Source organism: Pseudomonas sp. TE36184 (genome assembly GCF_054060055.1).
In genome coordinates this window covers 5,470,331-5,493,989 of the sequence record NZ_JBSSCU010000001.1, presented here as the reverse complement: position 1 = coordinate 5,493,989, position 23,659 = coordinate 5,470,331, and the positions used below count along the sequence as shown (strand labels likewise).

General features: G+C 60.0%; 19 protein-coding genes. 9 read left to right on the top strand and 10 right to left on the bottom strand.

All coding sequences use genetic code 11. The features are described from left to right. The first annotated feature begins 57 nt into the window (after window positions 1-57). The 3 genes from ACVWZP_RS24820 (at window position 58) to ACVWZP_RS24810 (ending at window position 3,579) form a co-directional block, all read left to right on the top strand. Window positions 58-1,911 carry an Lnb N-terminal periplasmic domain-containing protein gene (locus tag ACVWZP_RS24820; protein WP_046381989.1) on the top strand — a complete coding sequence of 618 codons (1,854 nt, stop codon included), beginning with the start codon at window positions 58-60 and terminating at the stop codon, window positions 1,909-1,911. A 33-nt stretch (window positions 1,912-1,944) separates the two neighbouring features. After that, window positions 1,945-2,256, top strand: a complete 312-nt coding sequence (locus ACVWZP_RS24815; RefSeq protein ID WP_457370215.1) for a chorismate mutase — start codon at window positions 1,945-1,947, stop codon at window positions 2,254-2,256. Between the two features lie 237 nt (window positions 2,257-2,493). Further along, entirely contained in the window at window positions 2,494-3,579 is a 1,086-nt protein-coding gene (locus ACVWZP_RS24810; protein WP_177031975.1) for a type I restriction endonuclease, read from the top strand. Window positions 3,580-3,674: 95 nt separating this feature from the next. Here ACVWZP_RS24810 and ACVWZP_RS24805 read toward each other — a convergent pair whose 3' ends face one another. After that, window positions 3,675-3,965, bottom strand: coding sequence for a DUF3077 domain-containing protein (locus ACVWZP_RS24805; RefSeq protein ID WP_017848262.1), 291 nt, complete (start codon window positions 3,963-3,965; stop codon window positions 3,675-3,677). A gap of 428 nt (window positions 3,966-4,393) precedes the next feature. Here ACVWZP_RS24805 and ACVWZP_RS24800 point away from each other — a divergent pair, with 428 nt between their 5' ends. Beyond that, on the top strand, window positions 4,394-4,750 hold the full coding sequence (locus tag ACVWZP_RS24800) for a hypothetical protein (RefSeq protein WP_046381987.1): 357 nt from the start codon (window positions 4,394-4,396) through the stop codon (window positions 4,748-4,750). Window positions 4,751-4,821: 71 nt separating this feature from the next. Next, window positions 4,822-5,319, top strand: a complete 498-nt coding sequence (locus tag ACVWZP_RS24795; protein WP_017848264.1) for a GreA/GreB family elongation factor — start codon at window positions 4,822-4,824, stop codon at window positions 5,317-5,319. On the opposite strand, the gene gdhA is transcribed toward ACVWZP_RS24795, so the two are convergent. Together gdhA and ettA are read right to left on the bottom strand one after the other, a co-directional pair. Continuing rightward, window positions 5,316-6,653: an NADP-specific glutamate dehydrogenase gene (gene gdhA, locus ACVWZP_RS24790; protein WP_057005109.1), complete on the bottom strand. Its 1,338-nt coding sequence runs from the start codon at window positions 6,651-6,653 to the stop codon at window positions 5,316-5,318. The two genes, ACVWZP_RS24795 and gdhA, sit on opposite strands and share 4 nt — an antisense overlap. Window positions 6,654-6,952: 299 nt before the next feature. Next, entirely contained in the window at window positions 6,953-8,617 is a 1,665-nt protein-coding gene (ettA, locus tag ACVWZP_RS24785; RefSeq protein ID WP_017848266.1) for an energy-dependent translational throttle protein EttA, read from the bottom strand. Window positions 8,618-8,902: 285 nt separating this feature from the next. On the opposite strand from ettA, the gene ACVWZP_RS24780 reads away from it, so the two are divergent. Beyond that, window positions 8,903-12,754 carry a sensor domain-containing protein gene (locus ACVWZP_RS24780; RefSeq protein WP_057005133.1) on the top strand — a complete coding sequence of 1,284 codons (3,852 nt, stop codon included), beginning with the start codon at window positions 8,903-8,905 and terminating at the stop codon, window positions 12,752-12,754. Between the two features lie 242 nt (window positions 12,755-12,996). Further along, on the top strand, window positions 12,997-14,250 hold the full coding sequence (gene glyA, locus ACVWZP_RS24775) for a serine hydroxymethyltransferase (protein ID WP_017848268.1): 1,254 nt from the start codon (window positions 12,997-12,999) through the stop codon (window positions 14,248-14,250). Window positions 14,251-14,436: 186 nt separating this feature from the next. Here glyA and yjiA read toward each other — a convergent pair whose 3' ends face one another. The 3 genes from yjiA to ACVWZP_RS24760 form a co-directional block, all read right to left on the bottom strand. Continuing rightward, window positions 14,437-15,396, bottom strand: a complete 960-nt coding sequence (gene yjiA / locus ACVWZP_RS24770) for a GTPase (protein ID WP_201021572.1) — start codon at window positions 15,394-15,396, stop codon at window positions 14,437-14,439. Between the two features lie 156 nt (window positions 15,397-15,552). Then, window positions 15,553-15,750 (bottom strand): YbdD/YjiX family protein, encoded by a 198-nt coding sequence (locus tag ACVWZP_RS24765; protein WP_017737420.1) that lies wholly within the window; start codon window positions 15,748-15,750, stop codon window positions 15,553-15,555. Between the two features lie 15 nt (window positions 15,751-15,765). Then, window positions 15,766-17,832, bottom strand: coding sequence for a carbon starvation CstA family protein (locus ACVWZP_RS24760; RefSeq protein WP_057005111.1), 2,067 nt, complete (start codon window positions 17,830-17,832; stop codon window positions 15,766-15,768). 175 nt (window positions 17,833-18,007) lie between these two features. Between ACVWZP_RS24760 and ACVWZP_RS24755 the strand changes: the two genes are divergently transcribed. Beyond that, the gene (locus ACVWZP_RS24755; RefSeq protein ID WP_457370214.1) at window positions 18,008-18,376 is read left to right on the top strand and encodes a PilZ domain-containing protein; all 369 of its coding nucleotides are present in this window, start codon (window positions 18,008-18,010) and stop codon (window positions 18,374-18,376) included. Window positions 18,377-18,430: 54 nt separating this feature from the next. Here the strand turns inward: ACVWZP_RS24755 and radA are convergent, their stop codons facing one another. The 3 genes from radA to katB all read right to left on the bottom strand — a co-directional run bounded on the left by radA (window position 18,431) and on the right by katB (window position 22,061). Continuing rightward, entirely contained in the window at window positions 18,431-19,798 is a 1,368-nt protein-coding gene (gene radA / locus ACVWZP_RS24750; RefSeq protein WP_017848272.1) for a DNA repair protein RadA, read from the bottom strand. A 35-nt stretch (window positions 19,799-19,833) separates the two neighbouring features. Further along, complete coding sequence (locus tag ACVWZP_RS24745) at window positions 19,834-20,382, bottom strand: ankyrin repeat domain-containing protein (protein ID WP_046381982.1); 549 nt, start codon at window positions 20,380-20,382, stop codon at window positions 19,834-19,836. A gap of 137 nt (window positions 20,383-20,519) precedes the next feature. Beyond that, entirely contained in the window at window positions 20,520-22,061 is a 1,542-nt protein-coding gene (gene katB / locus ACVWZP_RS24740) for a catalase KatB (RefSeq protein WP_126586223.1), read from the bottom strand. A 288-nt stretch (window positions 22,062-22,349) separates the two neighbouring features. Here katB and mscL point away from each other — a divergent pair, with 288 nt between their 5' ends. After that, the gene (mscL, locus tag ACVWZP_RS24735; protein WP_017848275.1) at window positions 22,350-22,766 is read left to right on the top strand and encodes a large-conductance mechanosensitive channel protein MscL; all 417 of its coding nucleotides are present in this window, start codon (window positions 22,350-22,352) and stop codon (window positions 22,764-22,766) included. 45 nt (window positions 22,767-22,811) lie between these two features. Here mscL and ACVWZP_RS24730 read toward each other — a convergent pair whose 3' ends face one another. Continuing rightward, on the bottom strand, window positions 22,812-23,588 hold the full coding sequence (locus ACVWZP_RS24730) for a ferredoxin--NADP reductase (protein ID WP_046381980.1): 777 nt from the start codon (window positions 23,586-23,588) through the stop codon (window positions 22,812-22,814). Window positions 23,589-23,659 lie beyond the last annotated feature (71 nt).

Below are 23,659 nucleotides of genomic sequence, written 5' to 3'. Positions count from 1 at the left end.
TATTTTTGGACCCGCCTCCCCGCTTGGGTCTCACTTTTTCCGACTTAAGTTGCCCCTATGCTCAAACGCCTTGCCTGGATGGCACTCTTCGCCTGCGCCCCGTTGTATGCGGCGCCGCATCTTGATGATCAACGTTTGCAGCAATTGGCCAACGATCCGTTCTGGTTGTCCTTGGGCCATTACGAAGCCGGCAAAGTCAGTGGCTGGCGCAGCTATGTCAGCGACAAAAAATTCTTCCTCGCCGCCGATGGCGCCCATCACCCGGATGCCGAACTCAAGGCCACCGTCGACGCGCTCTACGCGCCGGCCAGCCTGGGTGAAAAACACGCACAATGCGTTTACCCCGCACGTACCCGCTGGCTCAAGGACCGGTTGCAACTGACCGACCTGCCCGCCGTGGGCTGCAACGAATTCAAGCAATGGTTCAAGGACGTCGCGCCCCATAGCGCGGTGATGATCTTCCCGGCGGCCTACCTCAACAGCCCTTCATCGATGTTCGGCCACACCCTGCTGCGCATCGACCAGGCCGACGTGCAGAGCAACAACACCGCGCTGCTCAGCTATGCGATCAACTTCGGCGCGTACATCGAAGGCTCGGACAACAGCATCCTCTACGCCTGGAAAGGCCTGATGGGCGGCTACCCCGGCCTGTTCGCCCTGGTGCCCTACCAGGAAAAACTCTCCGAATACCGCAGCCTGGAGAACCGCGACCTGTGGGAATACCGCCTGAACCTGACCCAGGTCGAGACCGAGCGCATGGTCGAGCATGTGTGGGAACTCAAGCAGATCCAGTTCGACTACTTCTTCTTCGACGAAAACTGCTCCTACCGCCTGTTGGAGTTGCTGCAAGTGGCCCGCCCCGGCCTGCGCCTGACCGAGCAATTCCCGCTCACTGCGATCCCCACCGACACGGTCAAGGCCGTGAAAGACGCCGGCCTGGTCGAGAAGATCGACTATCGCCCGTCCCGTGAGCGCGAGTTGCTGGAACGCGCCAAACCGCTGGACAGCGACGAGCAGCAATGGGTGCTGAAAGTCAGCGACGACCAGAAACAATTGCAGGCGCCCGCGTTTAAAGCGTTGCCGCGCGAGCGCCAGGCGCTGATCATCGACGCCGCCTACCGCCTCGGCCGCTACCGCGCCAATGGCCTGGAGCGCGACACCGAACGCTCCCAACGCAGCTTCGAACTGCTGCGTGCAATCAACCAGAACCCCGCGCCCGACCTGAAGATCACGCCCCCAGGCCTGCCGGAAACCGGCCATGAATCACGCACCTGGCAAGCCGGCATCGGCACGCGTGGCGACAAAGCCTTCGGCGAATACGGCCTGCGCATGGCCTACCACGACCTCAACGACAACGCCGAAGGCTTCCCCCTCGGCGCGCAGATCGAGATCCTGCAAATGAAACTGCGCCAGTACGAAGGCAACCACTGGCAACTGCAGCAACTGGACCTGGCCACCATCCGCTCCCTGACTCCGCGCAACGCGTTGCTGCAACCCTGGTCATGGCAAGTCACCGGCGGCCTGGAACGCGTGCCGGGCAAACACGACGATGAAACCCTGGTCGCCCACGTCAATGGCGGCGCCGGCGGCACCTGGCAACTGCGCGACGACATGCTCGGCTTCGCCCTCGGCACCGTGCGCGTGGAACACAACAACGACTTCAGCGAAGCCATCTCCCCCGCCGCCGGTTTCAACACCGGCGTACTGTGGAAAAACCCGCTGGGCAACCTGAGCCTGGAAGCCAAGGGAGATTTCTTCACCAATGGCGAAGTACGGCGCAGCATCAGCCTGAACCAGCAGTGGGAATTGTCGCGCAACCTCGGCCTGCGCCTGAGCGCCCAACGCGAGTACAGCCACTTGTCGACGCCGGTGAATGAGGTAATGCTTGAGATGAAGTGGTATCACTACTGACCAAGCCCAACCAGAATCAGGAGTTCACTCAACATGGCCGTTACCTGCACCACCCTTGAAGAAGTTCGAAACAACATCGACCGCCTCGACCAGCAAATCGTCAGCCTGTTGGCCGAACGCGGCCACTACGTTTCCCAGGCGGCACGCTTCAAAAAAGACACCGACGGCGTCAAGGCACCACAGCGCGTCGAACAGGTGATCAGCAAAGTGCGCGACCTATCCCACACGATCGGCGCCAATCCCGACGTCACCGAACAGGTGTACCGCGCGATGATTGCGGCGTTTATCCAGCAAGAATTGGCTGAGCATGCTGCGCTGGCAGGAGTTGACAGATCATCCGCCTAGACTATCCGTCTACCTATCCAGAGTTTTCAGACTTTTTGTCCTGCACACACAAATTTGTCGCACACCTGCAACCTATTGATAAATAGATAAGAAATTTACGAACTTTTTTAGCTTTTTTTCAATTAAAGACAAACAACCTCTTACCGCATTTTCTTTATGGTTTTTTGTGTCTAGTATCAGATGGCTGTCAATTTGCCACCACATCTATACACGGAACCGAATAGGTAAGAGGTTTATATGGAATTTTTTGAAAAGCTCACCAGCCTGGCAGCCAAAGTTCGACTGCAAGGCCCCGCCATCCAAACAGAAGAAGCTACAAAAAATGCTTTTGTAATGCCTTTTATCAACACGGTGCTGGGCTACGACGTGTTTGATCCACAGGAAGTGATGCCAGAATTTGTCTGCGATGTCGGGACAAAGAAAGGTGAAAAAATCGACTACGCCATCATGAAAGACGGTGAGGTTCAGATACTTATCGAATGCAAAAAAATCGGTGAGTCATTGAGCATCAATCACGCCTCTCAGCTTTTCCGTTACTTTCATGTCACAAGCGCAAGAATATCAATTCTCACCAATGGTCAGGTCTATAGATTTTTTACTGACCTAGACGCCCCGAACAAAATGGACGAGAAACCATTTTTAGAATTGGATCTGCTAGACATTGATGAATACTCCGTGCCGGAGCTGATAAAGCTGACTAAGTCGGCCTTCGACGTCGACTCAATCATCAACGCCGCGGGAGAGCTGAAATACGTTAGCCAAATCAAGAAACTCATCGGCGCTCAAGTCAGCAAGCCAGAAGATGACTTCGTAAAATTCTTCGCATCCCGCGTTTATGAGGGAGTAATCACGCAGAAAGTGCGTGAGCAATTTTATGAGCTGACTCGAAAAGCCTTAGCCCAGTTTCTAAATGACCAGATCAACGATCGCCTGAAGTCAGCGATGAGCGGCACGATCCAACCGATAATGACATCGATGCCCGTCACAAACAGCGCAAACGCAGATACGCAGGATAGAGACGAGTCAGGAGACAAGATCCTGACTACGCTGGAAGAACTGGAGGGTTATCACATCGTTCGGGCCCTTGTCCGATCAGTAGTCGATGCCAAACGGATTGTTCAGCGAGATACCCAAAGCTATTTTGGGATATTGTTGGATGACAACAACCGCAAACCAATTTGTCGTCTTCACTTCAACCGAAGCCAGAAGTACCTCGGGATTTTTGACGAAGAAAAAAACGAGACCCGTCATGCGATCTCCTCCATTGATGAGATATACGAGTACGCAGATCAGCTGAAAAAGACCGTGGGTTATTACGCTTGATGGTTGCAGGGTGATAGCGGGAAGCCTCTTACAAGGCTATCGATAAACCTGTGGCAAGTGGGGTTACCCGCTCGCCATAGGAACAGTGTCTACCTTTAGGCTGCGGGCGTTAGCGCCTGAGTCAGATCGTCCACTACAGCCTTGCCCATCTCACATAAAAAATGCGCAGCCCAGGCATATTGTTCGCCACGGACATCCATGGCGGCTTCCATTGCAAGTTTCTTAGAGTAGTAAAGCAGGGTGGAGGCGTGCTCTAGCGCTTCATCAATGGGCATGCCGGCATTGACGCGAAACAACGGTTTTTCGTTTTCGCCGTAGTCGCCGAACGTAACGACGCCTAGGGTGGTGATTGAGGACTGTGGTGGATCGGGCACGACTTTAGTCATGATGCACCTCTAAGTGAAATAAAGGACCACCACAACACGTCGCTAAACATGAAGGGGTGGCAGCTGTACGCAGGTTAGCGAACCGGTCACCTAGACACCCGGCAGATCCGAAGATCTCCCACGCACAGCCGCCATAACACGATATCGACGAACGTAAAAACCGCCTGCCTAATGTGTACAGAGGATGCGTCTCGGTGGTTCGGGTCGCTAAACCCGGTCACTGTTTTCACAGCGAAGTCAGGAGGCTAGTGATCCAAACCCTAAGGCGCAATAGGGCAGAGATTCTCTAGGAATCGTCCTGCAATTTAAAGAGAATCGTCATTGATGGCCCTTTAACCCAACACCTTTCTCACCCCCCTTTCACATCCCCCCGACGAATCCCCTTCTAAACTTCCCCTATCAGCCGTGAAACGGCCAGGGAGCAAGTAATGTGGCGGTATGCAGTAATGCTGTGTGCGGTGCTGGGGTTGTCGGGTTGCCAATCGACCCATCAGGAGTTGCTGGCCAAGGGCTATCCACCGGCGTTTGCCGATGGTTTCGATGACGGTTGCAGCAGTGGTCGCCAGGCCGCGGGGGTGATCACCGGGGAGTTTCGCAAGAATGTGCCGCGTTATCTGAAAGACCGCGTATACGCCGAAGGCTGGGAAGATGGCTTTCGCCAGTGCAAGGCCATGCGCGAAAACGAGGAGTTACGCGATTACAAAGATCATCACTGGGACGAGCGCGAGCGCGCCTGGCAGCAGGAGAAGGATCGCGACGCAGCCAAGGCTTATCGCTCGCAATAGGTCGCTTTCAGACATTCGTCGAAACTTAAGTGCGGCGAACATGGCCCAAACGCTTATAGAGGGAGCCTGTCATGAGCCGAGCTTTTGTGAATGAAGACAGCGCCGCCGCCCAGGCCGACCCACCGGTCGAGCGTCAGGTCAGCGAGCAACCCAATCGCCTCACCGCGCGCGGGTTGGCGCAGTTACAGGCCAAGGTCGCGCAGTTGCAGCAGGAATACAGCGTCGAATCCGCCAAGGGCGAACAGGCCGACAAACAGCGCCAGGCCGACCTTGAGCGGGATTTGCGTTACTTCAACCAGCGGCTACAGAGTGCCCAGGTGGTGGCGCCGGCTGTGTCCACCGACAAGGTGCAGATCGGCAGTTGGGTGACCTTTGCCAATGAGCAGGACGAGCAACAGCGCATTCAGTTGGTCGGTGAAGACCAGGCCGATGCCGGTGCGGGCCTGATCAACTGGGGTTCGCCCCTGGGTCGGGCGCTGCTCGGGGCGCGGGTGGGCGACGAGGTGCTGTGGCAGCGCCCCGTCGGCGATCAGTTGATCGAAGTGCTGCGCATCGAGGCCGAGACCTAGACGATGCCTTGGGCCAGCATCGCGTCGGCGACTTTGACGAAGCCGGCGATATTCGCGCCTTTCACGTAGTTGATCCGGCCGTTTTCCTCACCGTAATGCACGCACGCGTGGTGGATCGACTGCATGATGTTGTGCAGTTTGCTGTCCACCTCACCGGCGGTCCACAGCAGGCGCATGGCGTTCTGCGACATTTCCAGGCCACTCACCGCCACGCCGCCAGCGTTGGACGCCTTACCCGGGGCGAACAGAATGCCTGCGTCGATAAAGATATCCACAGCCTCCAGGGTGGTCGGCATGTTGGCGCCTTCGGCCACGCAGAGGCAGCCGTTGCGCAACAGGGCGCGGGCAGCGTCGGCGTTGAGTTCGTTCTGGGTGGCGCATGGCAGCGCGATGTCGCACGCCAGTTCCCACGGGGTTTTACCGGCGCGGAACTCCAGGCCGTAACGGGCCGCCAGTTCGCTGATGCGACCGCGCTGGACGTTTTTCAGCTCCAGCAGCGCCGACCATTGCTCCTCCGTCAACCCGTTTTCGGCGTACAGGGTGCCTTCGGAGTCGGACAACGAAATCACCTTGCCGCCCAGGTCCATGACCTTGCGCGCCGCGTATTGCGCCACGTTGCCGGAGCCGGAGACCGCCACGCGCTTGCCCTCGACCCGCAGGCCATCGCGCTTGAGCATTTCTTCAGCGAAGTACACGCAACCAAAACCGGTGGCTTCGGGGCGGATCAAGCTGCCGCCGTAGGTCATGCCTTTGCCGGTCAGCACGGAGGTGAACTGGTTGCTCAGGCGCTTGTACTGGCCGAACAGGAAACCGATCTCGCGGGCGCCCACGCCGATATCGCCGGCCGGGACGTCCACGTCCGCGCCGATATGGCGGTACAACTCGCTCATGAACGCCTGGCAGAAGCGCATCACTTCGGCGTCGCTCTTGCCCTTGGGGTCGAAGTCCGAGCCGCCTTTGCCGCCGCCCATGGGCAACGAGGTCAGGGAGTTTTTGAAGGTCTGTTCGAAGGCGAGGAATTTCAATACGCCCAGGTTGACCGACGGGTGAAAGCGCAGGCCGCCCTTGTACGGGCCGATGGCACTGTTCATCTGGATACGGAAACCGCGGTTGACCTGAACCTTGCCGTGATCATCGACCCACGACACCCGGAAAGTAATCGCACGTTCCGGCTCGCAGATGCGCTCCAGGATGCCCGAGGTCAGGTAGTGAGGATTGGCTTCAAGAAACGGCCACAGGCTGCGTAGGACTTCTTCTACGGCCTGGTGGAATTCCGGCTGGTCGGGGTCGCGTTTCTTCAGGCGGGCAAGGAAGGATTCAACGGATTCGATCATGAAAAGTCTCGGCAAATTTATTGTCGTTAAGGGCGATTGAGCCGGACTTTATCAATTCATGTCGCACCGCGACAGGGCAAAATGTCGCCTTTGTGAATTTAAATGGTGCATTGGATATAAATAAACCTGAAAAACAGGCATTTATCGCACCTAAAAGGGGATTTCAAAACGGCGCCATGCACCAACTGAAAAACCGCTATCGGAGGCAAGCCTCCTCCCACATTTGATCGATGTTCGTCAGGAAGTCATGGGCAAAAAAAACGGAGCCCGAAGGCTCCGCTTTTCCAAACCGACCCGAATCAGGCCAGTTTCTTGTGACGTACACGGTGCGGCTGGGCAGCGGCTTCGCCCAGGCGTTTCTTGCGATCCGCTTCGTACTCGGTGTAGTTACCTTCGAAGAACACCGCCTGCGAGTCATCTTCATACGCGAGGATGTGGGTCGCGACGCGGTCGAGGAACCACCGATCGTGAGAGATCACAATGGCGGCGCCCGGGAAGTCCAGCAGGGCTTCTTCCAGGGAACGCAGGGTTTCAACGTCGAGGTCGTTGGACGGTTCGTCGAGCAGCAGGACGTTGCCACCCTCTTTCAGGGTCAGGGCCAGGTGCAAGCGACCACGCTCACCACCGGACAGGTCCTTGACGAACTTCTGCTGGTCGCCACCCTTGAAGTTGAAACGGCCGACGTAGGTGCGCGACGGGATTTCATAGTTGCCGATACGGATCTGGTCGGAACCGTCGGAAATCTGCTGAAACACAGTTTTGCTGCCGTCGAGGTCTTCGCGGCTTTGGTCCACGCAGGCCAGTTGCACGGTTTCACCGACTTCGATGGTGCCCGAGTCCGGGGTTTCCTTGCCCATCAGCATGCGGAACAGTGTGGATTTACCCGCACCGTTACCGCCGATAACGCCGACGATCGCGCCTTTTGGCATGGAGAACGACAGATTGTCGATCAACACGCGGTCGCCATAGCCTTTGGACACGTTCTTGAATTCGATGACCTTGTCACCCAGGCGCGGGCCGGCCGGGATGTAGATCTCGTTGGTTTCGCTGCGCTTCTGGAATTCCTGCGACTGCATTTCTTCAAAGCGTTGCAGACGTGCCTTGGATTTGGACTGGCGGGCCTTGGCGCCTTTGCGCACCCACTCCAGTTCTTCCTTCATGGCTTTTTCGTGGGCCGATTGCTGCTTGGATTCGGCAGCCAGACGGTCGGACTTGGCTTCGAGCCAACCGGAGTAGTTGCCCTCGTAAGGGATGCCGGCGCCACGGTCGAGTTCGAGAATCCAGCCGGCGACGTTGTCCAGGAAGTACCGGTCGTGCGTGATCGCAACCACGGTGCCCGGGAAGTCGTGAAGGAAATGTTCCAGCCAGGCGACGGAATCAGCGTCCAAGTGGTTGGTCGGTTCGTCGAGCAGCAGCATGTCGGGAGCCGACAGCAGCAGGCGGCACAGGGCCACACGGCGCTTCTCACCACCGGACAGGTGTTCGACCTTGGCGTCCCACGCCGGCAGGCGCAGCGCATCGGCGGCGACTTCCAGCTGGCGATCGAGGTTGTGACCGTCGCCAGCCTGCAGGATGGCTTCGAGCTTGGCCTGTTCGGCGGCCAGCTTGTCGAAGTCGGCATCCGGTTCGGCGTAGGCGGCGTAGACTTCGTCCAGCCGGGCCTGGGCGTCCTTGATCACGCTGACGGCTTCTTCGACCACTTCGCGCACGGTCTTGGCCGGGTCCAGGATCGGTTCTTGCGGCAGGTAGCCGATGTTCAGATCGGGCATCGGGCGGGCTTCGCCTTCGAACTCGGTATCGACGCCGGCCATGATTTTCAACAGGGTGGATTTACCCGAACCGTTGAGGCCGAGCACGCCGATCTTGGCGCCGGGGAAAAAAGACAGCGAAATGTTTTTCAGGATTTCCCGCTTCGGCGGAACAACTTTGCCCAGCCGATGCATGGTGAAGACGTATTGAGCCATGGTGAACCTAGCGTCAGTGACTGATGAATTGAGCGGGCGAAGCCCGTGCCAGACCATGCGCCGCGCGGGCCGTTGACCTTGATCAATGCCTGCGAGCGGAAAAAGCCTGATTGTCTGGGGCTGGAACGCCCCCGCGTAACCGGCAAAGCTACCTGAATGCGCCAGGGCAGTCCAGCCAGGCAGGACTGGCACTTTGCCACAAGTCAAGGCATGCTAGCCGCCCTCCGGGCGTCCGGCTTATAGTGCATGTCGCGCGCCAGTCCAGCCAAACCGCAGGATCACAGTTTGTCCAACGTCACGCCGCCTACTCCCCTGCGCGCCGCTCACATAGCGCCGGGAGCGCCCCTGCACGGCACCCTCAAAGGCGCATTGGCGACGCTTGTCCTCATGTTGCTCGCGTTATTGTTCTGGCAACTGCTCGACCAACTGCAGCAGAACCAGAAAAACCAGCAGCAATACACCATCGACTACAGCGCCGACCTGGCGGAACAGATCAGCCTGAACATGGCCCTGAGCGCACAGATCGCGCTGAATCTGCTGCCGATGGTCGAGCCGCCGCGCAACGACGAACAGCAACAGGCGTTGATGCTCAGCTTGCAACGCTCTCTGCCGGAACTGCGCAGCTTCGCGCTGCTCGCCCCCAGCGGCGCGATAATCCGCGACACGGCCAAAGACAGCCAGGACAGCGACTTCCTCGAGGAACTGGTCAAGCGCAGCCATTCCCAGCCCTACTACCTGAGCAACGACAACAACGGCACCATCATTTATCTGCTGCTGCATCAGCCCAGTGGTGATTCGAAAATGTACTGGGCGCTGCGCCTGGCACCGAACTACCTGGCCAACCTTACCCGCCAGGATGGCCAGGGCCAGAGGCCGATGTGGGCCGTCGAGAATCGCCTGAACCACCACGTGGTCAGCCGTGACAGCGGCATGCCGACACAATTGGCCGCAGCCCTGACCCCGGACGAGTTGAAAAAAAGCGTGCTGGTCACGCCACTGAGCAAAAGCGACTGGCAACTGCGCGGCCTCTTCGACCGTAACGCCGTGCTGGAACAATTGCTGCCGGCGTTTATCGGCAAGTGCCTGCTGGGCCTGGCCTTCTCGTTGGTGCCGGTGATCGTGCTGTTGAATATGCGCCGCCGCCAGCGCCAGGTGAACGAAGGTCGGCGGCGTTATCAGGATATTTTCGAAGGCACCGGCGTGGCCCTGTGCGTGCTTGACCTGTCGGGGCTCAACGCGTTCTTCGACAAGGCCAAGATCCGCACGCGCGAGCAATTGCACGGGTGGCTGCAGGGCAACCCCGAAGCGCGTCGCCAGTTGCTCAAGGAACTGCGCGTCACCGAGGTCAACCAGGTGGCGGTGCGCCTGTTGAACGTCAGCTCGTGCGAGCAAGCCTGGGAACGCCTGATCGATGACTGCCCACGCAACGCCACGGCCATCGGCTATCAGGTGCTCGAGGCGGTGCTGACCCAACAGAACCAGTTGGAACTGGAAATCCAGCTCAACGATGTGCTCGGCAACAACCAATACCTGTGGCTGGTGATGCGCCTGCCGGAACAGCGCGACGACTTCAAGGCGGTGATCCTCAGCATCAGCGACATCACCAGCCGCAAGCTGATCGAACTGTCGCTGGTGGAGCGCGAAAGTTTCTGGTCGGACGTGGTGCGAACCGTGCCCGATCACCTGTATGTGCAGGATGTGATCAGCCAGCGGATGATTTTCAGCAACCACCACCTGGGCCACACCCTCGGCTATAACAAGGCCGAATTGCAGCAAATGGGCGAGTACTTCTGGGAAATCCTGCTGCACCCCGAGGACGCCGAGCATTACCACGACTTGCGCCAGCAGCAGCGCCAGGCCGGTTATTCGAGCCAACTGCAATGCCAGTTGCGCTTTCGCCACCGCAACAATCAATGGCGCCGCTTCGATATCCGCGAGCAAGCCCTGGCCGGGGACAAGACCGCGCAGGTCACGCGCATCATCGGTGTGGCCAAGGACATTACCGATCAGATCGAGGCCAGCGAATCCCTGCGTGACAGCGAACAGCGCTACCGCATGCTGGCCGAAAGCATCAGCGACGTGATCTGCTCCACCGACAGCCGCCTCGCCCTCAACTACATCAGCCCCTCGGTCAACGCCGTACTGGGGTATGACGTGGACTGGGTGTTCAAGAATGGCTGGCAGTCGATCATCGCCAACCCGCAGCAATTGGCCGGCATCTACAGCCTGGTCGAGCAAGTCAGCCGGGCCTTGGGCGACGCCGAGGCGCTGGCCAAGCTGCGCGATGACATCCACACCCAACTGTACCTGTTCGACTGCCTGCGCGCCGACGGGCGTAAAGTTCCGATCGAGCTGCGCCTGGTGCTGGTGTGGGACGAGCACGGCGCCTTCGAGGGCATCCTCGGCGTCGGCCGCGATATCAGCCAGCAGCGCCGCGCCGAGAAAGACCTGCGCATGGCCGCCACGGTATTCGAGCACTCCACGTCGGCGATCCTGATCACCGACCCGGCCGGCTATATCGTGCAGGCCAACGAGGCGTTCAGCCGCGTCAGTGGCTACGCCGTGGCGGACGTGCTCGACCAGTTGCCGAACATGCTCACCGTCGACGAGCAGCAGGAAGCCCACCTGCGCTACGTGCTCAAGCAGTTGCACCAGCACAGCACCTGGGAAGGCGAAGTGTGGCTCAAGCGCCGCAACGGCGAGCATTACCCGGCCTGGGTCGGCATTACCGCCGTGTTCGACGATGAAGGCGACCTGGCCAGCTACGTCTGCTTCTTCAGCGATATCAGCGAGCGCAAGGCCAGCGAACAGCGCATCCACCGCCTGGCCTATTACGACGCCCTGACCCACCTGCCCAACCGCACGCTGTTCCAGGACCGCCTGCACACCGCGCTGCAGTCGGCCGAACGGCAGAAGTCGTGGGTGGTACTGATGTTCCTCGACCTCGACCGCTTCAAACCGATCAACGACTCCCTGGGCCACGCCGCTGGCGACCGCATGCTCAAGGAGATGGCTACCCGCCTGCTCGGTTGCGTGGCCGAAGACGACACCGTGGCGCGCATGGGCGGTGACGAGTTCACCCTGCTCCTGCAGCCGCGGATCAGCCGCGAAATGGCGCTGAACCGCGCGATTCACGTGGCCGAGCAAATCCTCGCCAGCCTGGTCAGACCGTTCGTGCTGGAAGGCCGCGAGTTTTTCGTCACCGCAAGTATCGGCATCGCCCTCAGCCCGCAGGACGGCAACGAGCTGAGCCAGTTGATGAAAAACGCCGACACTGCGATGTATCACGCCAAGGAGCGTGGCAAGAACAACTTCCAGTTCTACCAGGCCGACATGAACGCCAGCGCCCTGGAGCGCCTGGAGTTGGAAAGCGACCTGCGCCACGCCCTCGACCAGAACGAATTCGTGCTCTATTACCAGCCGCAATTCAGCGGCGACGGCAAACGCCTGACCGGCGCCGAAGCCTTGCTGCGCTGGCGCCACCCGCGCCGTGGCCTGGTGCCGCCAGGGGACTTCATTCCAGTGCTGGAAGAGTTGGGCCTGGTGGTGGATGTGGGCGACTGGGTGATCAGCGAAGCCTGCCGCCAGCTCAAGAGCTGGCACCAGAACAAGGTGCGGGTGCCGAAAGTCTCGGTGAACATCTCGGCGCGGCAATTCTCCGATGGTCAGTTGGGTGAGCGCATCGCCAGCATCCTTGAGGACACCGGCCTGCCGCCGGCGTGCCTGGAGCTGGAGCTGACCGAAAGTATCCTGATGCGCGAAGTCAACGAAGCCATGCAGATCCTCGCCAGCCTGAAAAACCTCGGCCTGAGCATTGCGGTGGACGACTTCGGCACCGGTTATTCGTCGCTCAACTACCTCAAGCAATTCCCCATCGACGTGCTCAAGATCGACCGTACCTTCGTCGACGGCCTGCCGTCCGGCGAGCAGGATGCGCAAATCGCCCGTGCGATCATCGCCATGGCCCACAGCCTCAACCTGGCGGTGATCGCCGAGGGCGTGGAGACCCATGAGCAACTGGACTTCCTGCGCGAGCATGGCTGCGATGAGGTGCAAGGTTATCTGTTCGGGCGGCCGATGCCGCCGAATCGGTTCGCGGCGCAGTTCAGCAATGATGCGCTGTTCATGTTCGACTGAGAGTTTGTGGTGAAGCCGGCGGCCTCATCGGGAGCACGTCGAATCGTCGCACCGCCCCTCCCACACTTCGATTTGTGAATACATTCAAATGTGGGAGGGAGCTTGCTCCCGATGGCGGCGGCACAGTCCCCCACGCCAGATGAACACCACTTGTCCGCGACATGACGTCCTTTCATATGCCATCTAAAACCCATTAGGTTAGAATGCCTTCCTTTTCTGCCCCCCGATCCTTGAGGACCGCCATGTTCAGCCGTGATTTGACCATTGCCAAGTACGACGCCGATCTCTTCGCCGCCATGGAGCAAGAAGCCGTGCGCCAGGAAGAGCACATTGAGCTGATCGCTTCGGAAAACTACACCAGCCCTGCGGTAATGGAGGCTCAAGGTTCGGTTCTGACCAACAAGTACGCCGAAGGCTACCCAGGCAAGCGCTACTACGGCGGCTGCGAATACGTCGACGTGGTTGAGCAACTGGCCATCGACCGCGCCAAGCAACTGTTCGGCGCCGACTACGCCAACGTCCAGCCACACGCCGGCTCCCAAGCCAACAGCGCCGTGTACCTGGCCCTGCTGCAAGGCGGCGACACCATCCTGGGCATGAGCCTGGCCCACGGCGGTCACCTGACCCACGGCGCCAGCGTTTCGTCCTCCGGCAAGCTGTACAACGCCGTTCAATACGGTATCGATGCCAACGGCCTGATCGACTACGACGAAGTCGAGCGCCTGGCGGTCGAGCACAAGCCAAAAATGATCGTGGCCGGTTTCTCTGCCTACTCGCAGATCCTCGACTTCCCACGTTTCCGCGCCATCGCCGACAAAGTGGGCGCGTACCTGTTCGTCGACATGGCCCACGTGGCCGGTCTGGTCGCCGCTGGCGTCTACCCGAACCCGGTGCCGTTCGCTGACGTGGTCACCACCACCACCCACAAGACCCTGCGCGGTCCGCGTGGCGGCCTGATCCTGGCGCGCGCCAACGCCGAGATCGAGAAGAAGCTCAACTCTGCGGTATTCCCAGGCTCCCAAGGCGGCCCGCTGGAACACGTGATCGCCGCCAAAGCGGTCTGCTTCAAAGAAGCCCTGCAGCCTGAGTTCAAGACTTACCAGCAACAAGTGGTAAAAAACGCCAAGGCCATGGCCGAAGTGTTTATCGCACGCGGTTTTGACGTGGTATCCGGCGGGACTGAAAACCACCTGTTCCTGCTGTCGCTGATCAAGCAGGACATCTCCGGTAAAGATGCTGACGCCGCCCTGGGCAAAGCCTTCATCACCGTGAACAAAAACTCCGTGCCGAACGACCCACGTTCGCCGTTCGTCACCTCGGGCCTGCGTTTTGGCACCCCGGCCGTGACCACTCGTGGCTTCAAGGAAGCAGAGTGCAAGGAACTGGCCGGCTGGATCTGCGACATCCTGGCTGACCTGAACAACGACGCCGTGATCGACGCGGTCCGTGAGAAGGTCAAGGCCATCTGCAAAAAGCTGCCGGTGTACGGCGCTTGATTGCAGTTGCTTGAATAAAAAGCCCGGCTCTTGAGCCGGGCTTTTTTATGCAGATCAGGATTTGGAATACCGGCCAATGTGGGAGGGGGCTTGCCCCCGATGGCGGTGGGTCAGTCGACACATGTATGGCTGACACACAGCTATCGGGGGCAAGCCCCCTCCCACATTTTTGATCGCATTTCCAAGTTAGGCTTGATAGACCTTCGCAAAACCCTCGCGAATCTTGTCTTCCGGCAACTCATCGGCAATAAACACGATCACACTCTCTCGCGTTTCGCCCTCGGCCCATTCGGTATCCCAATCGAAGCCGTAGAGCTTCAGCACGCCCTGGAACACCATGCGCCGGTCTTCCCCGGCGATGTTCAGCACGCCCTTGTAGCGCAGCAGTTGCTTGCCGTGGTCTTCCAACAACTCGTTCATGAACTCGCTGAGGCGGTCGATATCCAGCGGCTGTTCGGTGCGCAGCACCAGGCTGGAGATGCGGTCGATGGACGGCGCGGTGCTGACCGGGCGCAGGTTCATGCCGGCGTTGAGGTTGAAGCCGCGCACGTCGAGCAGCTCGGCCAGGTCGATGGCGCCGTGGTCGACCACGCGAATCGGCGCGCGGCGGTTGATGCGGGTCAGGCGCTGGCTGAGGGCATCGAAGCTGGCGTCGTCCACCAGGTCGCGCTTGCTCACCAGCAGGCGGTCGGCAAACCCGATCTGTGCCTGGGCGATGGTTTGGGTCAGGTGGTGCTCGGCGTGGGCCGCGTCCACCAGGGTGATGATGCCGTCGAGGATGTAGCGCTCGCGCAGCTCTTCATCGATGAAAAAGGTCTGGGCCACGGGGGCCGGGTCGGCCAGGCCGGTGCATTCGATCACCAGGCGGTCGAAGGCGATTTCGCCGCTGTCCAGGCGCTCCAGCAGCAGGTACAGGGCTTTGGTCAGGTCGGTGTGGATGGTGCAGCACACACAGCCGTTGGACAGGGTCATGACTTGCACGGGCTCGTTGCCCAATAGCTGGGTGTCGATACCGGCGTCGCTGAATTCGTTTTCGATCACGGCGATTTTCAAGCCGTGCTCGGCTTTGAGCAGGTGACGCAGCAACGTGGTCTTGCCGGCGCCGAGGAAACCGCTGAGGACGGTGACGGGAATGGGAGAGGACAAAGACAGTTCTCCTGAAAATGGGGAGGTAAAAACAACTGTAGGAGCGCGCTTGCTCGCGAAGAACGTCAACGATAACCCGTGCTATCTGGATGCACGTGGTGTCCTTGCGTTGTTCGCGAGCAAGCTCGCTCCTACAGGTAAAGCGGTTTTACCAACTTAGCAGCACTTGGGCCCACCCTTGCCGCCGTAACGGGCTTCCTGGCGTTCCCGGAAGAACGTCTTGTAGTCCATCATCGGCTTGTCCGGGTGTTTGGTTTGCATATGCTCGACGTAAGTGTCGTAGTCGGGCATGCCGACCATCAGGCGCGCGGCCTGACCGAGGTATTTACCGAGGCGACTGATGTCATTGAACATGGCTGCAATCCTCGATCATGCGTCCGGTACGGCCTGGAACGGGGCTTCTTTATCCGTGCGCTCTTTGTTGCCCCAGGCGGCGACGCCGACTTTGAGCGCATAGAACAGGATACTGAAGACCACGAACAGGAACAGCGCCGTCAGCGTTGCGTTGGTGTAGGCGTTCCAGATCACATGCTGCATCTGGTCGATGCTCTTGGCCGGGGCGAGGATCTGGCCGTTGGCCAGCGCATCGCTGTACTTCTTCGCCAGCGACAGGAAGCCGATCGCCGGGTTGGCGTCGAACAGCTTGATGAAGCCCGCCGTGGTGGTGCAGATCAGCAGCCAGACGGCCGGCAGCATGGTCACCCAGATGTAGCGTTGACGCTTCATTTTGATCAGCACGACGGTCGCCAGCATCAGCGCGATACCTGCCAGCATCTGGTTGGAGATACCGAACAGCGGCCACAAGGTGTTGATGCCGCCCAGCGGGTCGATCACGCCTTGATACAACAAGTAACCCCACATCGCCACACAACCGGCGGTCGCGATCAGGTTGGCCGTCCAGGACTCGGTGCGCTTGAGCGCCGGCACGAAGGAGCCCAGCAGGTCCTGCAGCATGAAGCGCCCGGCACGGGTACCGGCGTCGACAGCCGTCAGGATGAACAGCGCTTCGAACAGGATCGCAAAGTGGTACCAGAACGCCATGGTGTTTTCACCCGGCAGCACACTGTGCAGGATCTGCGCGATACCCACCGCGAGCGTCGGCGCACCGCCGGCACGAGCCAGCACGGTAGTTTCGCCGATGTCATGGGCAACGGCCGACAGCGCCTCAGGCGTAATCGCAAAGCCCCAGCTGCTGACGGTTTGAGCGACGGTAACCACGTCCGAGCCGACGATCGCCGCCGGGCTGTTCATGGCGAAGTACACACCCGGCTCGATCACCGAAGCGGCAACCATCGCCATGATGGCCACGAACGACTCCATCAACATGCCGCCATACCCGATGTACCGGGCGTGGCCTTCACTGGCCAGCAACTTCGGCGTGGTGCCCGAAGCGATCAGCGCGTGGAAGCCCGAGACCGCACCGCAGGCAATGGTGATGAACAGGAACGGGAACAGACCGCCCTTCCACACCGGGCCGGTGCCATCGATGAACTGGGTCAGCGCCGGCATTTTCAGGTCGGGCATGGTCACCAGGATACCGATGGCCAAGGCGACGATAGTGCCGATTTTGAGGAAGGTGGACAGGTAGTCACGCGGGGCCAGGATCAGCCACACCGGCAGTACCGCCGCGACGAAACCGTAGCCGATCAACATCCAGGTGATCTGGATGCCAGTGAAACTGAAGACCTTGGCCCAGACCGGGTCGGCGGCAATCTGCCCGCCCAGCCAGATCGAACCGAGCAACAACAGCACGCCGACGATCGAAATTTCACCGATGCGGCCCGGGCGGATGTAGCGCATGTAGATGCCCATGAACATCGCGATCGGGATGGTCGCCATCACCGTGAAGATGCCCCACGGGCTTTCGGCCAGGGCCTTGACCACGATCAGCGCCAGCACCGCGAGGATGATGATCATGATCAGGAAGCAGCCGAACAGCGCGATGGTCCCGGGAATGCGACCCATCTCTTCGCGGACCATATCCCCCAGGGAACGGCCGTTACGACGGGTAGACAGGAACAGCACCATGAAGTCCTGCACCGCACCGGCCAGTACCACGCCGGCGATCAGCCACAGGGTTCCGGGCAGATAACCCATTTGCGCCGCCAGCACCGGGCCGACCAAGGGGCCTGCACCGGCAATCGCCGCAAAGTGGTGACCGAAAAGGATGTGTTTGTTGGTCGGTACGAAGTCCAGACCGTCGTTATTGACCACTGCGGGGGTGGCCCGTCGTGGATCGAGTTGCATCACGTTGTTGGCGATGAACAGACTGTAGTAGCGATAGGCGACCAGATAGATCGCCACTGCTGCGACGACGATCCACAAGGCATTGATCGCCTCGCCGCGGCGCAAGGCCACTACGCCCAGAGCGCACGCACCTACTATGGCCAGTACCAGCCAGGGTAAGTGGCGTAGCAGGCTATTATTATTTTTCATTTTTTGTATTCCAGCCAGGGTGGACAGAAAGGACAACCAGCTCGAGTTTAGCGCTACTGGCCTTAAAGGCCAGCCCCCTACATTGGTCTAGAGCCTTCCCATGGCAAAAAAAGCAGAAATAAAGCCTCAATAATGGCGTAGGGCTACAATCCCTTCATCCACAGAGGGTTTCACCATGACCGAGCATGCGTCTGATCGTCGTCGTTTTCGCCGGATCGCCTTTGATGCCAAGACCAAACTCCGGCAGAACGGTCGGGAATGGTCGGTGCAACTGGTGGACTTATCGCTGAAGGGCTTGTTGGTGCAGAAACCGACGCCCTGGCTCGGCATCGGTACTGAGTCGTTCGATGTGGATATCCACCTGGATGCCAATACCGATGTGCAGATGCGGGTCAGGCTGACCCATGACCAGAACGGTCACCTGGGGTTTGAATGCGAGCACATCAGTCTGGAATCGATCAGCCATTTGCGCCGCTTGATCGAGTTGAACCTGGGAGATCAGGCAGAACTGGAGCGGCAGTTGGGCGCGCTGCTGGAGCACTGACCACCGGTGGGAGGGGGCTTGCTCCCTCCCACATGTGTACTGCGGTGTTGCGGGCTACTCGAAAAGTGCATCCAACGCCTGCTCCAGCCGCGTCACTGCAATCACCTGCAACCCCGGCGGCGCTTCCTTCGGCGCGTTGCCCTTGGGCACGATCGCACGCTTGAAGCCGTGTTTGGCCGCTTCTTTCAAACGCTCCTGACCGCTGGGCACCGGGCGCACCTCGCCCGACAGGCCAACTTCGCCGAACACCAGCAGGTCGTGGGGCAGCGGCCGGTTGCGCAGGCTGGACATCACCGCCGCCATCAACGCCAGGTCGGACGCGGTCTCCAGCACCTTGACCCCGCCCACCACGTTAAGGAACACGTCCTGGTCATGGGTCGGGATGCCGCCGTGCCGATGGAGTACCGCAAGCAGCATTGCCAGGCGGTTCTGGTCCAGGCCCAGGGTCACTCGACGTGGGTTGGCCAAATGGCTGTCGTCCACCAGCGCCTGGACTTCCACCAGCATCGGGCGGGTGCCTTCCCACGTTGCCATCACCACACTACCGGGGACTTCTTCCTGGGCACGGGTCAGAAAAATCGCCGAGGGGTTGGAGACTTCTTTCAGCCCGCGGTCGGTCATGGCGAATACGCCCAGCTCGTTCACCGCACCGAAGCGGTTCTTCACGGCGCGCAGCAAACGCAAACGGCCGTCGGACTCGCCTTCGAAATACAGCACGGTGTCGACCATGTGCTCCAACACCCGTGGCCCGGCCAGCGCGCCTTCCTTGGTCACGTGACCGACCAGGAAAATCGCCGTGCCGCTCTGCTTGGCATAGCGCACCAGCAGCGCCGCGCTCTCACGCACCTGGGACACGCCGCCCGGGGCCGATTGCAGTTGTTCGGTGAAAATCGTCTGGATCGAGTCGATCACCATGACCTTGGGCTTTTCGATCCGCGCGGTGGCGATGATGCTTTCGATGCAGGTTTCGGTCATCACCCGCAGTTGGTCCTGGGGCAAGCCCAGGCGGCGTGCGCGCATGGCCACTTGTTGCTGGGATTCTTCGCCGGTGACGTACAACGCCGGCATGCGGCTGGCGATGCTGCACAGGGTTTGCAACAGGATGGTCGACTTGCCGATACCGGGGTCGCCGCCGATCAGCACCACCGAACCGTCCACCAGGCCGCCGCCCAGCACCCGATCGAGCTCACCGGACGCGGTGGAGAAACGCGGGACTTCCTCGACGCTGACTTCGGCCAGGGTCTTGATCTGCGCCTGTTGCCCGGTCCAGCCGGCACGGCCGCTGGGGGCCGCGGCGCCGCCGCTTTCGATCATGGTTTCGGTGAGGGTGTTCCACGCCCCGCACTCGGTACACTGGCCGGCCCACTTGGGAAAGGTCGCGCCGCACTCGGTGCAGCCGTACATGCGCTTGGCCTTTGCCATTTGAGAAACTCCAACCGAAAAACCGCGATGATAGCTCAGCGCGGCGCCGGGGTCCGGATTTCACCGCTGGCCAATCGTGAAGCACTGTTGCCGATCGGGTCTTCGGCATTCAGGTCGGCGCCTTTGGCCTTCAATTCGTCGAGCAGTTCGAGACGCTTGAACAGCCCGGCGTACATGGCGGCGGTCTGCCCGGCGCCGTTGCGCTGGTCGGGGTTGCAGTCGGTGGCCAGCAGGCGCTGGGCAATCTTCAGCTCGCCCTTGAAAATCGCGCCCATCAACGCAGTGTTGCCGCGCTTGTCCTGCACACAGGCATCGGCGCCGGCGGCGAGCAGACGTTCAACGTAGGCGCTTTCGCCATGGTAGGCGGCGAGGATCAGTGCGGTGTAGCCCTTGTCGTCCTGGGTATTGAGGGGGAAGCCGGCGTCGATGAAGGTATCGAGCATGGGCAGGTCGCCGCGACGTGCGGCATCGAAATAGTAGCCTTGCAATTGCGCCTTGAGCGCCGCTGCGTCATTGGGCGCAGGCTGCCCGGCAACCCCGCTCAGCGACCAGCAGGCCAGCAGCGCGCCGATGAAGGTACGCATTGATTCAACTCCTCTACAAAACCCTTGTAGGAGCGAGCTTGCTCGCGAAAAACGTCAACGATGACGCGTGCATCCTGGATGCACGCGTTGCCTGGCAGATCTTCGCGAGCAAGCTCGCTCCTACAGGGGGGGTGGGGTTAGTCGGTGAGTTTTTGTGCCAGCGCTTTCACGCGGGCCAGGTCACCTTTGGCGACCTTGGTCACGCCGGCGCCGTATTCCGGGTCGGCTTTATAGAGGAAGGACAGGATGATGTGCTTGCTCTCGTCGTCGGTGGTGGCCAGGGAGCCGCCGAAGTTGTCGATCAAGTCCTGACGTTCTTTCTTGCTGTAGGAGCGATACAGATCACCGGCCTGCTTGAAGTTCTGCTCACGCTGGATCTTCGCCTGCTGGGTACTGCCCGCCAGCGGCGACTGGCTGTAGCGCGCGGTTTGCGGCTCTTCCCGTGGCAGCAGGCGGCTTGGCTGGTAGTTCACGCCGGTGCTGGTCTTGCCGGAATTCATCGCGCCGTCCTGGTTGCCGTTGTTGACGGTGACCCGTGGCGCGTTGATCGGCAGTTGCAGGGCGTTGGCGCCCAGGCGGTACATCTGCGTGTCGGCATAGGAGAACACCCGGCCTTGCAGCAGGCGGTCTTCCGACGGCTCGATGCCTGGCACCAGATTGGCCGGGGCCATGGCCACTTGCTCGGTTTCCTGGAAGACATTGGCCGGGTTGCGGTTCAACACCATCTGCCCGACTTTGCGCTCGGGTATGCCGGGCCAGATCTTGGTGGCGTCCAGCGGGTCGAAATCGAACTTGGCCAGTTCCTCAGGTTTGAGCACCTGTACGTACAAGTCCCACTTGGGGAAGTCGCCCTTGTTGATATGGGTGACCAAGTCATTCGTCATATGGCTGTAGTCACGGCCCTGTACGTCGGTGACTTGCTTGGGATCAAGATTCTTGATGCCTTGCAGGCTCTTCCAGTGGAACTTGACGTAATGCACTTCGCCCTTGGCGTTGATCAACTTGTAGGCATGTACGCCGTTGCCGTCCATTTCGCGGTAACTGGCCGGCGTGCCGGAGTCGGAGTACAGCTCGGTCAGGGTGCGGGTGGCTTCGGGAACATGGGAGAAGAAGTCGAAACGACGCGAGTCATCATCCAGGTTAGTGCGCGGGTCGGGTTTGAAGGCATGGACCATGTCCGGGAACTTGATGGCGTCTCGGATAAAGAACGTCGGGAAGTTGTTGCCGACCAAGTCCCAGTTGCCGTCGGCGGTGTAGAACTTGGTGGCGAAGCCGCGAGGGTCGCGCAGGGTTTCCGGGGAGTGATTGCCGTGTACCACCGCCGAGAACCGCACGAATACCGGGGTTGCCTCACCGGCGGCGAAGACTTTGGCCTTGGTCAGGTCGCTGAGGTTATCGGTGACGGTAAACGTGCCGTGAGCGCCGGTGCCACGGGCATGTACCACGCGCTCGGGGATGCGTTCGCGGTCGAAGCGTTGCAGCTTCTGAATCAGTTGCACGTCTTGCAGCAGCACCGGGCCGTTGGCGCCCGCGGTTTGCGAGTTCTGGTTGTCGCCGACGGCGGCACCATTGTCGCGGGTCAGGTTGGCGGCCTGCACAGACAGCGAAAGCAGACTGACGGTTGCCAGCACCAGCGCATGTCGCGCCAGAACGGGCGCGCGGCTCATTGGGTTGTTCATCGAGGTTTCCTCTGGTTTTTTTTAATGCACATTCAGTTGTGCTTGCCAGAGGCTAGTGACCCGCGAGTCAGAAGATAAATAGAAAAACCCCACCGGGTCGATTGAGAAAATAATCTGGTAACTCACTGAAGTCGCGGGTATTTCGCGCGCGATTGATGGCACTTTGCAAACTATTTGCGATTTAATGTGTCGATAAAAACCGACAGTGTTAACAGTTGTGTCAGGCAAGCCCGCTACGACTGACTTACACTGACTTCCACCCTTCTCATCTGTAACAAGGAATAACCTATGGGCGTGATCAGTGAGTTCAAGGCCTTCGCGGTCAAAGGTAATGTGGTCGACATGGCCGTCGGGATTATCATCGGCGCCGCCTTCGGCAAAATTGTTTCCTCGTTTGTAGGCGACGTGGTGATGCCACCGATCGGTCTGTTGATCGGCGGTGTGGACTTCGCTGATCTGGCGGTGACGCTCAAGGCTGCGCAGGGCGATGTCCCGGCGGTCGTGCTGGCCTACGGCAAGTTCATCCAGAGCGTGATCGACTTCCTGATCGTCGCGTTTGCGATCTTCATGGGTGTGAAGGCCATCAACCGCCTGAAACGCGAAGAAGCCGTGGCCCCCAGCCTGCCGCCGACGCCGAGCAAGGAAGAAGTGTTGCTGGGTGAGATCCGCGATCTGCTCAAGGCACAGAACGACAAACCGCAATAAGCCGTATCGGTTTGAACGAAGGCGCCTCCAGGGGCGCCTTTTTTGTTACCAGTAGTTCTCCACCGCCACCTGGCCGGGGCGCCGGGACAGGCTCAATTGCATATCGCGTTGTTTGAGCAACTGACGGGTGTCGTCGATCATCTGCGGGTTGCCGCAAATCATCACGCGCGAATGCTCTGGGGTCAGCGCGACGCCGGCTGCGCGCTCCAGCTCGCCATTCGCGATCAGGGTGGTAATGCGCCCGTGCAGGGCGCCGGGGTGCTGCTCGCGGGTGACCAGCGGCAGATAGGTCAGCTTGTGGGCGTACTCGGCCAGGTACTCACGCTGCGCCAGCCCCTGGATCAGCGACTGATAGGCCAGCTCCCTGGCTTCCCGGGCGCTGTACACGAGGATGATGCGCTCGAATTTTTCCCAGACCTCGAAGTCCTGCAGGATCGACAGGAACGGCGCCACTCCGGTGCCAGTGCCCAGCAACCATAAGTCACGACCGTCGACAAACCGGTTCAGGGTCAGGAAGCCTGTGGCCTGACGCTCGACCATCAACGTATCGCCGACGCGCAGACGGCTCAGCTCGCTGGTGAACTCGCCACCAGGCACCACGATCGAGAAAAAATCCAGGTACTCATCAAACGGCGACGACACCACGGAGTACGCGCGCCATACCGTGCTGCCATCGGCCTTGGTCACCCCCAGGCGCACGAACTGGCCGGCGGTGAACCGAAAGCCCGGGTCACGGGTGGTGCGCAGGGTGAAGAGGCTGGGGGTCAGCGATTGCACGTCGAGCAGGGTCTGGCGGGTAAATTTCTCAGCACTGGCCGTCATGGGGAGCTCCGTTCTACAGGTGCCCTAGTGTCCCCCAAAGTCACGTGCGGAAACACCCGCAGTCGGTAGTG

Coding starts and splice junctions, on each gene's coding strand:
- katB (WP_126586223.1), bottom strand. CDS start 22,061: ATGAACAACCCAATGAGCCGCGCGCCCGTTCTGGCGCGACATGCGCTG.
- radA (WP_017848272.1), bottom strand. CDS start 19,798: ATGGCAAAGGCCAAGCGCATGTACGGCTGCACCGAGTGCGGCGCGACC.
- ACVWZP_RS24730 (WP_046381980.1), bottom strand. CDS start 23,588: ATGACGGCCAGTGCTGAGAAATTTACCCGCCAGACCCTGCTCGACGTG.
- ACVWZP_RS24745 (WP_046381982.1), bottom strand. CDS start 20,382: ATGCGTACCTTCATCGGCGCGCTGCTGGCCTGCTGGTCGCTGAGCGGG.
- ACVWZP_RS24820 (WP_046381989.1), top strand. CDS start 58: ATGCTCAAACGCCTTGCCTGGATGGCACTCTTCGCCTGCGCCCCGTTG.
- ACVWZP_RS24760 (WP_057005111.1), bottom strand. CDS start 17,832: ATGAAAAATAATAATAGCCTGCTACGCCACTTACCCTGGCTGGTACTG.
- ACVWZP_RS24810 (WP_177031975.1), top strand. CDS start 2,494: ATGGAATTTTTTGAAAAGCTCACCAGCCTGGCAGCCAAAGTTCGACTG.
- ACVWZP_RS24795 (WP_017848264.1), top strand. CDS start 4,822: ATGAGCCGAGCTTTTGTGAATGAAGACAGCGCCGCCGCCCAGGCCGAC.
- ACVWZP_RS24805 (WP_017848262.1), bottom strand. CDS start 3,965: ATGACTAAAGTCGTGCCCGATCCACCACAGTCCTCAATCACCACCCTA.
- ACVWZP_RS24765 (WP_017737420.1), bottom strand. CDS start 15,750: ATGTTCAATGACATCAGTCGCCTCGGTAAATACCTCGGTCAGGCCGCG.
- gdhA (WP_057005109.1), bottom strand. CDS start 6,653: ATGATCGAATCCGTTGAATCCTTCCTTGCCCGCCTGAAGAAACGCGAC.
- ACVWZP_RS24755 (WP_457370214.1), top strand. CDS start 18,008: ATGACCGAGCATGCGTCTGATCGTCGTCGTTTTCGCCGGATCGCCTTT.
- glyA (WP_017848268.1), top strand. CDS start 12,997: ATGTTCAGCCGTGATTTGACCATTGCCAAGTACGACGCCGATCTCTTC.
- mscL (WP_017848275.1), top strand. CDS start 22,350: ATGGGCGTGATCAGTGAGTTCAAGGCCTTCGCGGTCAAAGGTAATGTG.
- ACVWZP_RS24815 (WP_457370215.1), top strand. CDS start 1,945: ATGGCCGTTACCTGCACCACCCTTGAAGAAGTTCGAAACAACATCGAC.
- ettA (WP_017848266.1), bottom strand. CDS start 8,617: ATGGCTCAATACGTCTTCACCATGCATCGGCTGGGCAAAGTTGTTCCG.
- ACVWZP_RS24800 (WP_046381987.1), top strand. CDS start 4,394: ATGTGGCGGTATGCAGTAATGCTGTGTGCGGTGCTGGGGTTGTCGGGT.